We start from the raw sequence: 13691 nt of genomic DNA on the forward strand, positions 1-13691 counted from the left end.
TAAAGCCGATATAAGTTAGGCTTTACATAAAAATAACCCTTAAAAAATCATCTCAATTTGAGATGATTTTTTTATTTTACACAAAAAACATTACTAATCGGTTGCGTTTTCACTGTTAAAAAATGAGTTACAAACACCCTCAATTGTAATAAAGTTGTATGTCATAAAAGACCCAAATTAACCAATCTATCAGAGTAAAATAAAGGATTATTAATGCAGTTACTCTTAAGCAAGACTTTAACCCCATTTATTATCGGCGCCAGTATCTTATTAACCGCATGTGGCGGTGGTGGATCATCTGGTGGAGATGACAACTCTAATTCTGGCTCAACAAGCCCACAATGGGTTGCTGGCCAATTTGATAATTATTCAACATTAGCCAATCAGTGCAGTGCGCCCTCAACCCAAAAGCTATGGTTGCGTTCATGGAGTAACGACACCTACCTTTGGTACGACGAAATAGTCGATCGCGATCCAGCACCTTACAGCGTGGCCGAGTATTTCGATCTTCTGAAAACCAATGAGTTATCAGATACCGGTAGCCTAAAAGATAACTTCCACTTTTCCATGTCAACGGCTGAATGGGATCTGCTTAATGGTTCTGGTGCATCTGTTGGTTATGGCATGACATTACATTTGCGCAACGCTTCGGCAGACGTATCTCGACAGGTTACAGTAGCTTTTAACGAACCTAACTCACCAGCCAGCAATGCCGGCATTAGTCGTGGGGCCATTATTATGTCCGTCGATGGTGTGATTGTAAAAGATGCCAATGACAGTGCCAGTATTGACATCATAAACGCGGGTTTATTTCCAGACACTAGCGGGAAAACAACCGTGTTTACAGTACGCGATTTAAACTCTCAAATAGATCGTAGTGTCACATTAACCGCTGGCAGCATAGTCTCTAGCCCGGTGCAAAATACCAAAACGATTCAAACCGCTAATGGCAAAGTAGGTTACTTACAATTTAACTCACACATCGCAACCGCTGAAAGAGGTTTGTACGATGCCATGACGACCCTAAGTAACGCACAAGTTGATGATTTAGTTTTGGATATTCGCTATAACGGTGGTGGGTTATTAGCCCTCGCAAGCCAGTTGGCTTACATGGTTGCCGGTGACGACGCCACAGCAAACCACGTGTTTGAACGTACTAGCTTTAACGACAAATACCCGACAATTGATCCGGTCACTCGTGACGCATTAACGCCGATGCCGTTTATTCCAGAATCACTTGGCTTTAATACATCACTGCTGCGCAGTGGATTACCATTGCCAACACTAAACCTTAAACGGGTATTTGTACTCACCACACCAGGGACTTGTTCTGCCAGTGAAGCATTAATGAATGCCCTTCGAGGTATTGATATCGACGTGATTCAATTAGGTGACACCACTTGTGGTAAACCTTACGGTTTTTACCCAACTGACAATTGTGATACCACTTACTTCACGATTCAGTTTAAAGGCGTAAACGACAAAGGCTTTGGTGAGTATTCAGACGGGTTTATACCATCAACTAATCCAACCGTAGACAGTGAAATACCTGGCTGTGTATTAGCAGATGACCTTGAACACGCATTAGGCGATACCAATGAAAGATTACTAAGCGCGGCTTTATTTTATCGTGATAATAATCGCTGCCCTGCTACCGCTGTTGCTATCGCGCGGGCACCAGCACAAAAAGCCTTTGTCGACCCAGGCTTTATGCTACAAGACACCCGTAATCAAAATGTATTGCATAACAACCGTATTTTAACGCCAGCGGTTAAGGGACAATAATGTTAAAGCGATATATTAGCTTAATCAGTGTGTTGGTTATGACAGGTTGTATGGCCACTGAAAGCGAGGTTCAAGCCCCGTTGGAAGCCGCTTTATTAATCAATCCCAATAGCGAAACCCATGCTGAATTGCAACTCGCTATCGCAAGTTTGTTACAGGCCAGCAATGTGATTATTGCCGACAACGCATTTACCCAATACAGCCAAGAAGTCATTGAACGCAAACAGCATAAAGATGAAAATGGCTTATTAATAATGGGACGCAGCAACGAAATCCCAGCTGCGGTTCAACTATTAAAACAAGGCGATACTTGTCTATTGCGTCATGTGCAAAGCGGTAATACGGCAAACTTATCGCAAGTGCGCTGCCAACTTGAAAACCACTAGCGATTAGGCAATAGTTTATTTCGTCAATACGCTTAATCCAAAAGGCCAAAGCACATTTTAATATGTGCTCTGGCCTTTTTTTGGGGCTATCGACTCTTGCTAATTAAATGCCGCCTATCGATCATGGCGCAGTTAACTCATCAAGCTGTAAAGCCAATACCCGCCTTTTATCATAATGGCTAAGCTAGCCCCCATCATAAATAGATAACTGAATATAAAAGTCACCGCACCACTTGAAGGACCGGTATCATCCAAGCGAATAATGGCGACACTCATATAAAATAAGATAAAAAAGTTTATCACTATACTCAAGATAAAATAGTCACCCACCATAGGTAACACACCGCCAACAACACTGCTGATAGACAACAACAAGCTACTGAGATTTTCCTTTGTGGAATATTTTTTCTCTATAATGCGGACAAAAAACACCCCCAACATAATCAAGAAGTAATACAGTGAACTGGTTAATGCGGAATAACCCCCTTGGGCGATATCAGTCAGCGCTATTGTATCGTCAACCTCAGTAGTGCTTGAGCCAGAAAAGAAACTCGAAATCCAATGACCGATACCAAATATAATCAACCAAGCAAGCATAAATGAAACCAGCCCACCGTAATCAATCGGATGACTGGCTTTACGATCAACTAGCATTGCCAATAACAAACCTAGCAATGCCACACCAGCCAGCAAACTGAGTGCATACCAATATTGGTCTAAATAAAAGAATGCAAAACTAGGAGACATCACCAAAAAAGATTGATTAAACTCATTATCTTTGGTGGTAACGCCAGTATTTTTATAAAAGGCATAATATACAACAAGGGGTTGGAACAGCACTAACACAGTGCAGAGGGTTTCAATATCCATATAAACGTCCGTAACAAATCCATGTGAAAAGTGTTATTAAGTCAGCAAAATAACACGCTAAAACGAGAACAGTATAAACATCAGAGTAGTAAATTCAATCATTTATCGAATGGTGTAACGTATAAACGACTCTCAGTTCAGCCTTACTAAGAGACTCACTAAAGTCAAAACCTGAAGAATCAGTTTTTAGAGTCTGCTGATCTTTCAAGGTTGTTTTTGCAGCTAATTGTTGGCCATTTGTACAAGGCAGAGACTTTGAGGTGTAGTTATTCTACATAAGAAGTGGATAACGCCGTAAAAATGGTCAACAAACACTGTCCGAAGGGTTCGGCTAAAAACGTTTTTCTCTTTGTTGAATGCATTTTGTTTAGATGACTAGGCTGCAATCCATTCGCCTCGAATAACACGTTTTTACTCGAACAAAACTCAACCAGCAAAGATCAACAGACCTTAGTACGATTGTGCAATCGCTATCTTGCCCTCTACAGGCTAAAACATGATAAAATCTCGCTCTCTCACTTCAACCACACAAGGTATAGCAATGAACCCGATTCTTGCCATCTTCAAAGAACATAATATCAGTGACGTGCAAATTAATGAGCTGTTCCAGACGTTAACTGAAAATCCATTCGCAGCAATGGCAACTATTGGCCAGTTAGGTATTCCGCCGGAAAAGCTACAACAGTTGATGGGTATGGTGATGCAAAACCCAGCCTTAATCAAAGAAGCAGTGGTAGAACTTGGCTTAGATTTTTCAAAAGTTGAAGCGGCAAAAGCACAGCTACAGCCATAAGCACTAAGCTATTAAAAAATGCACCAACAAAAAGCGGCCAGTACCTTAAAATACTGGCCGTTTTTGATTTATCAAATCACTGCCGCTATTAATTTCCTTCAAAACCAGCTAACCAGGTTTTGAATAATTGGTTGAGCTCGGGCAGTTCAGTGTCTGAAAGGTTTGCCACCAGTTTGTGTTGAATGCGTACGTGCTCCTCAATCGCTTCATCTATTGTGGCAAGGCCTTTTTCAGTCAAACCTACCGATACGCTGCGCCTGTCTTCAGTGCTGTGTACGCGTGCAATTAAGCCTTTAGATTCAAGCTTATCTAGGCGATTTGTCATCGCGCCAGAGGTTAACATCATCGACGATAATAATGCCGAAGGGGTTAAGGTATAAGGTTTACCATTACGTCTTAAGGTCGCCAGTACATCAAACTCACCCATAGTCAGATCAAACTGCTTATGACAAGCTGATATTTCAGCCTCAATGTGTTTTTGCAAACGTAAAAATCGCCCAAGAACCGCCATTGGCTCGGTATCTAAATGCGGCTTTTGTTTACCCCATTGCGCTACAACTCTATCAATATCCTCCATACCTCACCCTTATCATTTGGCACTCAAAACATAACTTAAAAACTTAACGTAAAGATACTTCATAAGAAGGTACTTTACAAAGATAACTTAACAGTCCAGAATTGGCACTTATCTTTACATAAAGATATTTAACACAAAGGTAGTTTATGAATATTTTACTGGCCATGATCCCTGCATTTTTTTGGGGTACCACTTATGCGATGACCCAACTTACTTTGCCAGACTGGCCACCATTATTACTCGGCGCCCTTCGTGCGCTGCCTGCAGGACTGATTCTACTCGCGATTAAACCGAGCCTACCGCACAAGGCCGACTGGTCTATTTTAATTAAACTCGGTGCCATTAATATTGCGGTGTTTTTCAGTTTGATTTTTATCATGGCACTGACGCTGCCATCGGCTATTTCTGGCATTGGGATGATTTCAGTGCCGGTATTCGCGATGTTATTTCATTGGGTAGTCAGTAAAAAAAGACCTAATCTTCTGCAAGCACTTTCTGGTGCGGTGTTAATTGGCTTAGCTTGGATGCTGTTTGACCCAAGCTCAATCAGCTTAAACCCCATAGGATTAGTCGCAATGCTTGCCGCAATTAGCTGCATTATTATCGGTAGCACAATGACCAAAGCGTTAGGTTCGCGCATTCATTGGTGGACCATACTCACCTGGCAGTTGATTATCGGCGGCACATTACTATTGGTTGTTGCGGGTATTCAGGCACTCTTTTCGCCACAGCAATATATCAATGTGGTCAGTCAGTTTAGCCTGACTAATGGCTTTGGTATAAGCTGGATAATCTTGCTCAATACCGTACTGGGCTACAGTATGTATGTGTGGTTACTGCAACGTATGTCGGTGGTCGACTTTACTTTTGGTGGCATTGCCAACCCGATAGCGGGCATCGTCTGTGGCCTAGTATTAATGGGCGAGTCATACACCGCACACCAATATTTATTGATGAGCGGGATGATTTTTGCCTCTATCGCGCCAACATTAATTCAGCTACTGCGCCCAAAAAAGCTCAGTACTACCGCGAGCGATTAACTGAGCCTATGGGCGAGTCATTGAGCTAATAACTACAGCAGAGCTCTTAACTGATTGAGTGCATCTACAGAGAAGCCTTGGTCATAAAAGTAAATCACTGTACCTTGCTCATTGAGTAACACGACTCGAGTATTATTGGGATTTTCATTACCGGTAAAGGCTTGTACTTGGTCGCCATCTTTATAGATGGTGACCACGCCTTTCCATAATGGCTTAGGTATACCAGCACGCATGCCATTATTAATCAGAGGACTGAACATTCTTGGAAAAAGTCCCTGTATGGTCGGCACTTCATATACAGCCACTTGAGTTTGGGTCATATCCAAGCCAATCAGCCAGCGATCAATATCAAACTGTGAATCTTGCTTGTAACCAATCAACAATAGCGACATTTTACCGTGTAAATCCTCAGGTAAAGCCATCGACTCTTCCTCAAGCGTTTGCCCTACTACCGAGGGAAATGCTTGTCCTGTAATAGCCTGATTGGGGTAACTGGTGCTACAAGCACTTAGCAATAAAGCCGCAATAACCATTAAAATACGCATCTGTAATCCTTGTTGATAAATAACCTATCCAGTTGTACGCAAGCAAACAGCAAAAGGATTGCTTGTTGCCAAATTCAGATAAAAATTGACTGCATTTACAACCAAATGTAACCATTGCAGCATATTTTCACCCTAAGTATAAACATGTCATTCAGCTAGTTATTCTCTAGCTGCCATTCCTCAATGGCTTCTTTAGCTGCCCGAAAAGCCTCAATACCAGACGGCATGCCACAATAAACGGTTGAATGCAGTAATACTTCCTGAATTTCTTCGATAGAGCATCCATTACGTAAAGCCCCTCGAACATGGCCTTGTAATTCAGTTGGTGCCTTTAATGCTGCCAGTGTTGCAATAGTGATTAGGCTGCGCGTTTGCTTAGAAATAGCATCACGCACCCACACTTCGCCCCAACAATTTGCAGTGACTAACGCTTGCAATGGTTGAGTAAAATCAGTGACATTACTAAGCGCTTTATCGACATAAGCATCACCCATCACCTTGCGACGTACCTCAAGCCCTTTTTGGTATTGTTCATCATTCATCTGTGGCCCCCTGTTTTCACTTTTGGTCAATTAGTTAAACATAATCCAGCCTATATACACGTTAAACTTAATCTTAAATAACGCCACATTTTTGTTGTAGTCAGTTGATAATGTGCCCAAGTCGATATCCATTCAGTCTTTACCTGAGCAGGTAAGCGTGGCGGATATATTTTATGACTCTATCTATAAACTCAATCAAATAACTGGCTAAAACACTGTAGTTATAGGTATTATGTTACTGATTTAAAAGCATGATTCTACATCATGATTTTTATTAACTTAATGACTATCAAGGAATGGTATCGCCATGGAAAGAGGCATTATACCAATCCTTATTGAAGTGTGATCTATTTTAGGCGGCGTCACAGTGCCAAGTACAATTCAAATGACTGCTGGTGTAGCTTGCTACATTAAAGGCATTTGAGGTAGTAATTGGTGTTGTGACACCGCCCCGAAGGGCGAATTTATTAGCGCACTCTTCTTTGTTAGTCATTTTTGACGTGGAGCAACCATGCCTTCAAAAGACTGCCTCGAATAGCACACTAATAATTTTCGCTAAAAGAGCAAACTTCAATGCGGATTGGTATCGGTTCGTTGGAACACCGACAAAGGCTTTGGTTTTATCAAGCCAGAAACCGGTGATAATCAAGATGTCTTTATTCACATCTCAACCCTAAAGCACATGGCCAGAAAGCCTATTGTTGGTGATGAGATACTATTTCATCGCGAGAACCAACCCGATGGCAAAGTCAAAGCCGTAAAAGCCAGTATTGAAGGCGTGGCTGTTGTTTCTAACACAACCCGTCCAGCTTCTCACACTGGTCAACATCATCGAAACAACCCACCTCATCATGATGAAAACTACCGTTCAAGTCCCGTGCTTGGCCGCGTAATCATGCTTATTATCCTGCTTGGGGTTGGTATTTTCGGTTATAAACAATATCAAAAAATGACCTCCACGCCAGTGCTCACCAATGCAGATGTTGAACAGATGGAGTGGACACCAACCGTATCAAAACCAAGCTCAATCAATCTACAACCACAGTTCAGATGCGAAGCTGGTAAAACACACTGTAGCCAAATGCGCTCATGTGCAGAAGCAACCTTTTATACCCGTAACTGTCCAGGAACTGAAATGGATGGCGATGGGGACGGAGTTCCATGTGAAAGGCAGTTCTGTAATTAAACATTAAGGAATGAGTCATAGAAAGCAGGTTCTGGCTAGCCTTTATCTATTTGGCACAGGCGGCTATCGCTATTTTTTCGCCTGCTTTCGATACTGGCTTGGGGTTATATTTTTGCAGCGCTTAAAGCTGTGGCTAAAATTGGCCCCATCACTAAAACCAAGGCGTTCGGCTATTTCATCAAGTTGCATCGGCGTTAATAATAACGCTTCGGCTATGCCAAAACGCACATCGTCACGCACTTGGCGCCAACTGGTTTGTTCTAGTGTTAGTTGACGATGCAAAGTGCGAGTCGTTCGAGCCAAATGCTGGGCGATATCCTCCATTGATGCTGTTAAGCCTAAGTGTACTAAGGTGTCTTTTACCAACTTAGCAACAGGTTTCCAGTTTTGCTTTTGTTGCAGTAGCTGGTTGCATTGCGCCTCACATAGTCTGGCGGTGGCTTCATTGGCTTTTATCAAAGGCAAATCTAATAGCGGTGCTAATCCAGTAAAACCGTTATAGTTGGCATTGAATTGGATCTCAGCACCCAGTTTTTGCTTTATACCTTCGAGTGACAAGCCTGCGGGCTGAGGCGACGTAAACTGCAATTTTATCGGTAAGTCGTTACTTTCAAATACTTCTCGTTGGATCATCGCAGCGCCCAACATGTCTCTTACTAGCACTAGTTCACCTAACTCACCGGGAATGTCACATGAGAACCTTAGAGATAAATCATCTTTAAGCTCAGTTAATGTTATCTGTGAAAAAACATAAGTTAAATCTAAATAACGTAAGCCTAATTCAATCGCCTTTCTCGCAGTACTGCTCGCCAATAGGGCATAGCCCATGATGCCATAACTGGTCAGGTGATAACGGCAACCTAACTCCATTCCGACCTTGAATGGGCATGAAGTATTGAGCATCAGGTTATTTAACACCTGTAATTCTTGTTTGCCTTCAACCAGTTGATCGTGATCGGTTAATTGGGCGCCCACCAAACCAGACCCTTGCAGCAACAGATCTTGGTCAATTCCTAGCTCAATGCCATAGGACACAATAATTTGCACACTGGTAATGCTGCGAAATGTCATAACTGAAGGCTGCCATGTCTTAAAATCACAAATATACGTCCCTTTAGCGCGTAGATCAATGAACAATAGTTTCCTATGCTGGATAGATAATACAATTTATTAACAACTGTTGAATGATCCGCTATCGAGAAATTAATGCTCAACGGAACAAGTAAAAATACAGATGGCTAATAACAAAAGCTAACAACAACCAAGCACGTTAATAAATAACCATAACAAGAATAGAGGGCATCATGACCCAAGTTAAACGAAATCCTTCGGTGGTGATCATTGGTGCAGGTATGACGGGCATCTTAATGGACATTAAACTGCGCCAAGCTGGCATCACCGATATTGTAGTACTGGAGAAAAAAGACTGCGTGGGCGGAACGTGGCGAGAAAACACCTACCCTGGAGCTGCCTGTGATGTACCCGCTCACATGTATACCTATTCATTTGAACCTAATCCAAATTGGAGCCGCTTTTTTGCCCATGGACCAGAGATTAAACAATACTTTGAGCACGTAGCAGATAAATATGATGTTAAACGAGACATTCGTTTTAACGAAGCCGTTACCGATGCACAATATGCCAATGGCAAATGGACGGTAAAAACCAGCCAACAGCAAACCTACATCGCTGATTTTATTGTGTGCGCCACCGGCATTTTGCACCATCCACAATTTCCAGACATTCCTGGATTAAAAGATTTTAAAGGTACAACATTCCATACCGCCCAATGGAATCACAATGTAGACATATCCGCCTCTACCCGTGTTGGAGTTATCGGTACTGGGTCAACGGCCGCACAGGCCATACCCGAACTAATTAAAACCGGAGCTAAGGTTTCAGTTTTTCAGCGCACACCACAATGGCTAATGCATCTGCCCGATTTTACTTTTTCAAAAACCAGCCGAAAGTTAATGGCTCGCTTTCCCATCATCACCAAAATTCATCGCAATATGGGCAAGTTTTTTCTAGAACATTTTTTTACCAAAGCAGTCACGGGGCACTTTATCCAAAAGCATGCGTTAAATTTTTTGTGCAAAGCTAACTTACGATTAAGCATTAAAGACAAAACCTTACGCGAAAAGTTACGACCTCATTATCAAGTAGGCTGCAAACGGGTCATTATCAACACCACCTTTTATAAAGGCATTCAAAAAACCAATGCTGAGTTAATAACAGAAGGCATTGAGCGCATAACTGAAACAGGCATTATCACTAAAGACGGTAAACACCATGAGCTAGACGTATTGGTGTTATCGACAGGTTTTAATGCATTTAATTTTATGCGCCCCATGAATCTCATTGGGCGCAACAATTTGCACATTGATAAAGCCTGGGCTCATAAAATCAAAGCCTATCGATCAATGTTACTCAGCGACTACCCTAACTTTTTTTTAATGCTCGGCCCCAACACACCTATTGGTAACTTCTCCGTTATCGCCATGAGCGAGGTTCAAACTGACTACGTTATTAAACTGATCGATAAATGGCGTGAGCATGAATTTGATGAGTTTGAAGCCAAGCAACAAGCCATTGACGACTTTAATGCCTACGTAAAGGAAGGGTTAAAGGGCACTAGCTGGGTTGGAGGATGCCAAAGTTGGTATTTAGATGCCGATGGCGACCCAATTTTATGGCCCTACACTTGGCAGCGATGGGTTGATGAAATGAAACAGCCGCAGATGGAACACCTTAATACCCGATCATTTTAGTTGGCTTATCCACCTTTTCACCCTTACATATCCACCCGTATTGATTCTCTCGTGCTGATTGACTCATACTAGAAACAACCAGGTTTATGATGAATAAAAATACTATATTTATTACCGGCGCAGCTTCCGGCATTGGCTTAGCGACGGCAAAACACTTTCACAAAAAGGGCTATTGGGTCGGTATGGCCGACATCAATTTGGCGCAATTAACACAAGCCACCGAAATATGGGACAGAACTCGAGTACGGTTGTTTCAGCTAGATGTCAGTGATTTTTCACAAGTACAACACGCCATGGCTAAATTTTGTGCGGAACATAATAACTGCTTGGCAATATTAGTTAATAATGCCGGCATATTGGAAATAGGCCCCTTTGAAGACATCCCTATCGAACATCATCAGCGCACATTAAGTGTCAATGTCATCGGGGTCATGAATCTGTGTCATGCTGCATGGCCATATTTAAAAAATTCCGGCACAAGTACTATTATCAACATGTCATCAGCCAGTAGCGATTATGGTGTACCAGAATTAGCCAGCTATTCGGCCAGTAAGTTTGCCGTAAAAGCACTGACCGAGGCGCTGGAACTTGAGTGGAAAAAGTACGGCATCAGTGTATGCGATGTTATGCCACCTTTTGTGGCAACCAATATGCTTAAGGCACAGAAAAACAGCGCCAAAGTCATGCAACGACTCGGCGTGAATATCACCGCTGAACACGTAGTCGCTGTGATTGATAAACAAGTGAAACACCCTAAAACCCATAGAACAGTCAGTGTTTTTTATGGCCTATTGCATAGATTAAGTAACGTATCACCGGCATTTATCAATCGCCTAGCGATGAAGTGGCTAAGTCGATAAAACATGCGGTTCTAATCAGTTAACAATAATAAAAGGCTATAGAAATGGATAACGTTAATAAGCCAACACCATTATCACAAGACAAATCATCAACTGACAAGCCATCACTAAACGAACCACTGCAAGGCGAGCCGCTACAAGGCAAACGTCTACAAGCGCCCAAGCTTGAAGCGAAACAATTAATGGTCGCCAAGTGGTTATCATTAGCGCCGCTATACAAGTTGCCAGTCACATTATTCAGATATGTATTTCTAGCGATGGACCGAGTACTTGGGCTGACTAAAATTGAAATGGATAAGGTGATCAATTTAACGATCCCGGTGAGTACTGGCACTCCTCTTTTGGGCACTATTCCTTTGAACGAACATAGCGCCAGCGATAGCAGCCATACCATCGCTAACAGAATAAAGCTTCGCATCTACCATCCTAGCGCCACCAAACCTCAAAAAACCTTAGTGTACTTTCACGGTGGCGGCGGCGTTATTGGCAGTATTAACACTCACGATCACTTTTGCCGCTATCTGGCTAAACATGGCAACATGAACATTATCTCAGTCGATTATCGACTGGCTCCAAAACATAAATTCCCCATCCCGATTTGTGATGCCATCGAGGCGTGGAACTATATCAACACTAACCATCAACAACTTAATATTAATCCACAGCACATAGGCGTGGGTGGTGACAGCGCAGGTGGGTATTTAGCATGTATCATCGGTTTACATTCACTGCAAACATCACTGCCAGTACAGGCAAAAGTAACACCCGCATTTCAGTTTTTAATCTACCCAATGGTAGATTTACAAGGCTTAACCGAGTCTTATCGCCGTTTCAATAAACAGTTAATACTCACCCGCGATTTAATGGATTATTTCAGGTTAAAATATTTAAACTCTCTCGACGAAGTCACTCTGCCATTAGTGAGTCCACTACAAGCAAAAGACATTAGTGAATCACCAAAAAGTTACATCTTAACCCTAGGTTACGATCCATTAAGGGACGATGGCATTGCGTATGCCCAGCGCCTAAAAGTGGCAGGCATCAATACACAACACCAACATTATGACGATTGCATGCATGGCTTTATTTCAATCACAAAACTCAGCCCGCGCGCCAAACAAGCCACTCATGACATCGCAATGGCATTAAACAGCTTTAATGAATGATAGTTATAGGGAACTGACAGCAGAACCGACTCTAGAAACCACCAACAGATGATAAAGTTTACTCAGACGCCATGTATTACAGGCTAACAAGCCAACTTATGCTAAAATGCGCCGATCAGCTTTATGAATGTGCAATTCTCATTTGTTTGACTGAGCGTAGTGAACCCTACCGTGATTAACTAATGAGGATACACCAATGAGTAAGTTAAATGCCGAAGAGCGTAAAGCTCGAGATAACGATCGTTTTTCAAAACGAGTGGATGAACGCAGAGTAAAAGGCGAAGATGTCGTTGCGTATGCACTTGCCAATGAAAAAGCGTTTAAGTTTCTGACCAAAGATGAGAAACACAGCCTTAAAGAAAGACAAGCGGCACTAGTAGAAGAAGTCAGCATTAAAAAACAGCAACAAGTTGAGCTTAAAAATCAGCAAGAATTAGACAAGGTTCAAGCTGAATTTACTGATACCGCTCAGTAAAACCCCATCAACAGCCATTGTTAATGATGATGGCTGACCACATTCAAATACTTATTTTTATAAATTCTAACCTATAAAAATCGGTATTTGAAAGCTGGTGAAGTTTGCTAGCGAACAGGCTTGCAGCCATAAAACACTACAGCATTTAATCCTAAATTCACTTCAAGAAGCATTTTAAATGGCACAAATCTTGTTAACTAAATAGCAATTTGCTTATCTTGAACGAGTTGTAAAAATATATTCCCCCTTCTTTATCCATTCCAAATCATTATTAAAAAGCTTAATCTGTCCACTGACTCTGACCGACAGCTCTCATTGTTTGCTTTATTATAGTTATACTTTCGTTAAATAAGGATTTTGTAGATGAAATGGATGTTATTTAAGCTTTGTATCGCGCTGCTCGCGTGTGGATTATCTACAAATGTTTTCGCAAGCGTTAAGGCATTGGTTTGTAACGATTGTTCAGAATTATCTATGAGTCAAACTGCCCTAAAAGAGGCTGTAGAGTTTACGCTGCCTTACATCATCGTGGTTGATATTAAAAATAAGGTAGCTCAAAAATATCGAGTTGAACAAAATAATCATACACAACCAATCTTGCATCCCATCGACATGTCGACTATTGAACAGCGCGAGGTGAATTTACTTTATTCATATACAGATGAATTAGTCAGTACCATCAAAAAAGCTGAACA

At 41.9% G+C, this 13691-nt stretch carries 15 protein-coding genes; 10 read left to right on the top strand and 5 right to left on the bottom strand.

Features of this window, described 5'->3' with window-relative positions; translation table 11 throughout:
* Positions 1-213: 213 nt before the first annotated feature.
* Positions 214-1785: a S41 family peptidase gene (locus H5202_RS04515; protein ID WP_182771000.1), complete on the top strand. Its 1572-nt coding sequence runs from the start codon at positions 214-216 to the stop codon at positions 1783-1785.
* On the top strand, positions 1785-2171 hold the full coding sequence (locus tag H5202_RS04520) for a hypothetical protein (RefSeq protein WP_182771001.1): 387 nt from the start codon (positions 1785-1787) through the stop codon (positions 2169-2171). The genes H5202_RS04515 and H5202_RS04520 overlap by 1 nt, the downstream gene beginning before the upstream one ends.
* A gap of 132 nt (positions 2172-2303) precedes the next feature.
* Here H5202_RS04520 and H5202_RS04525 read toward each other — a convergent pair whose 3' ends face one another.
* Positions 2304-3041: a hypothetical protein gene (locus H5202_RS04525; protein ID WP_182771002.1), complete on the bottom strand. Its 738-nt coding sequence runs from the start codon at positions 3039-3041 to the stop codon at positions 2304-2306.
* 541 nt (positions 3042-3582) lie between these two features.
* Here H5202_RS04525 and H5202_RS04530 point away from each other — a divergent pair.
* Positions 3583-3834, top strand: coding sequence for a DUF2999 family protein (locus tag H5202_RS04530; RefSeq protein WP_182771013.1), 252 nt, complete (start codon positions 3583-3585; stop codon positions 3832-3834).
* An 88-nt stretch (positions 3835-3922) separates the two neighbouring features.
* On the opposite strand, the gene H5202_RS04535 is transcribed toward H5202_RS04530, so the two are convergent.
* The gene (locus tag H5202_RS04535; protein WP_182771003.1) at positions 3923-4411 is read right to left on the bottom strand and encodes a MarR family winged helix-turn-helix transcriptional regulator; all 489 of its coding nucleotides are present in this window, start codon (positions 4409-4411) and stop codon (positions 3923-3925) included.
* A gap of 146 nt (positions 4412-4557) precedes the next feature.
* Here H5202_RS04535 and H5202_RS04540 point away from each other — a divergent pair, with 146 nt between their 5' ends.
* Complete coding sequence (locus H5202_RS04540) at positions 4558-5451, top strand: DMT family transporter (protein WP_182771004.1); 894 nt, start codon at positions 4558-4560, stop codon at positions 5449-5451.
* 32 nt (positions 5452-5483) lie between these two features.
* Here H5202_RS04540 and H5202_RS04545 read toward each other — a convergent pair whose 3' ends face one another.
* Both H5202_RS04545 and H5202_RS04550 read right to left on the bottom strand, forming a co-directional pair.
* Positions 5484-5996 carry a hypothetical protein gene (locus H5202_RS04545; RefSeq protein ID WP_182771005.1) on the bottom strand — a complete coding sequence of 171 codons (513 nt, stop codon included), beginning with the start codon at positions 5994-5996 and terminating at the stop codon, positions 5484-5486.
* Positions 5997-6151: 155 nt separating this feature from the next.
* The gene (locus H5202_RS04550; RefSeq protein WP_182771006.1) at positions 6152-6538 is read right to left on the bottom strand and encodes a carboxymuconolactone decarboxylase family protein; all 387 of its coding nucleotides are present in this window, start codon (positions 6536-6538) and stop codon (positions 6152-6154) included.
* Positions 6539-7118: 580 nt separating this feature from the next.
* Between H5202_RS04550 and H5202_RS04555 the strand changes: the two genes are divergently transcribed.
* Positions 7119-7724: an excalibur calcium-binding domain-containing protein gene (locus H5202_RS04555; protein ID WP_182771007.1), complete on the top strand. Its 606-nt coding sequence runs from the start codon at positions 7119-7121 to the stop codon at positions 7722-7724.
* 69 nt (positions 7725-7793) lie between these two features.
* Here the strand turns inward: H5202_RS04555 and H5202_RS04560 are convergent, their stop codons facing one another.
* Positions 7794-8795, bottom strand: coding sequence for an AraC family transcriptional regulator (locus H5202_RS04560; protein ID WP_182771008.1), 1002 nt, complete (start codon positions 8793-8795; stop codon positions 7794-7796).
* Between the two features lie 233 nt (positions 8796-9028).
* On the opposite strand from H5202_RS04560, the gene H5202_RS04565 reads away from it, so the two are divergent.
* From H5202_RS04565 to H5202_RS04585, 5 genes are all read left to right on the top strand, one after another.
* A complete protein-coding gene (locus H5202_RS04565; RefSeq protein WP_182771009.1) occupies positions 9029-10495 on the top strand; it encodes a flavin-containing monooxygenase in 1467 nt (488 codons plus the stop codon).
* A gap of 86 nt (positions 10496-10581) precedes the next feature.
* Positions 10582-11355 (top strand): SDR family oxidoreductase, encoded by a 774-nt coding sequence (locus tag H5202_RS04570; RefSeq protein WP_259397183.1) that lies wholly within the window; start codon positions 10582-10584, stop codon positions 11353-11355.
* Positions 11356-11399: 44 nt separating this feature from the next.
* Entirely contained in the window at positions 11400-12521 is a 1122-nt protein-coding gene (locus H5202_RS04575; RefSeq protein ID WP_182771010.1) for an alpha/beta hydrolase, read from the top strand.
* 196 nt (positions 12522-12717) lie between these two features.
* Positions 12718-12996, top strand: a complete 279-nt coding sequence (locus H5202_RS04580; RefSeq protein ID WP_011639067.1) for a hypothetical protein — start codon at positions 12718-12720, stop codon at positions 12994-12996.
* 474 nt (positions 12997-13470) lie between these two features.
* A partial coding sequence (locus H5202_RS04585) for a hypothetical protein (RefSeq protein WP_182771011.1) occupies positions 13471-13691 on the top strand: 221 nt, incomplete at its 3' end.

The sequence above is a fragment of the Shewanella sp. SG41-4 genome, from assembly GCF_014164505.1.
Taxonomy (GTDB): Bacteria; Pseudomonadota; Gammaproteobacteria; order Enterobacterales; family Shewanellaceae; genus Shewanella.

Bases quoted from the DNA above. Each gene is read 5' to 3' on its own strand.
- H5202_RS04515 (WP_182771000.1), top strand. From the start codon at position 214: ATGCAGTTACTCTTAAGCAAGACTTTAACCCCATTTATTATCGGCGCC.
- H5202_RS04520 (WP_182771001.1), top strand. From the start codon at position 1,785: ATGTTAAAGCGATATATTAGCTTAATCAGTGTGTTGGTTATGACAGGT.
- H5202_RS04525 (WP_182771002.1), bottom strand. From the start codon at position 3,041: ATGGATATTGAAACCCTCTGCACTGTGTTAGTGCTGTTCCAACCCCTT.
- H5202_RS04530 (WP_182771013.1), top strand. From the start codon at position 3,583: ATGAACCCGATTCTTGCCATCTTCAAAGAACATAATATCAGTGACGTG.
- H5202_RS04535 (WP_182771003.1), bottom strand. From the start codon at position 4,411: ATGGAGGATATTGATAGAGTTGTAGCGCAATGGGGTAAACAAAAGCCG.
- H5202_RS04540 (WP_182771004.1), top strand. From the start codon at position 4,558: ATGAATATTTTACTGGCCATGATCCCTGCATTTTTTTGGGGTACCACT.
- H5202_RS04545 (WP_182771005.1), bottom strand. From the start codon at position 5,996: ATGCGTATTTTAATGGTTATTGCGGCTTTATTGCTAAGTGCTTGTAGC.
- H5202_RS04550 (WP_182771006.1), bottom strand. From the start codon at position 6,538: ATGAATGATGAACAATACCAAAAAGGGCTTGAGGTACGTCGCAAGGTG.
- H5202_RS04560 (WP_182771008.1), bottom strand. From the start codon at position 8,795: ATGACATTTCGCAGCATTACCAGTGTGCAAATTATTGTGTCCTATGGC.
- H5202_RS04565 (WP_182771009.1), top strand. From the start codon at position 9,029: ATGACCCAAGTTAAACGAAATCCTTCGGTGGTGATCATTGGTGCAGGT.
- H5202_RS04570 (WP_259397183.1), top strand. From the start codon at position 10,582: ATGATGAATAAAAATACTATATTTATTACCGGCGCAGCTTCCGGCATT.
- H5202_RS04575 (WP_182771010.1), top strand. From the start codon at position 11,400: ATGGATAACGTTAATAAGCCAACACCATTATCACAAGACAAATCATCA.
- H5202_RS04580 (WP_011639067.1), top strand. From the start codon at position 12,718: ATGAGTAAGTTAAATGCCGAAGAGCGTAAAGCTCGAGATAACGATCGT.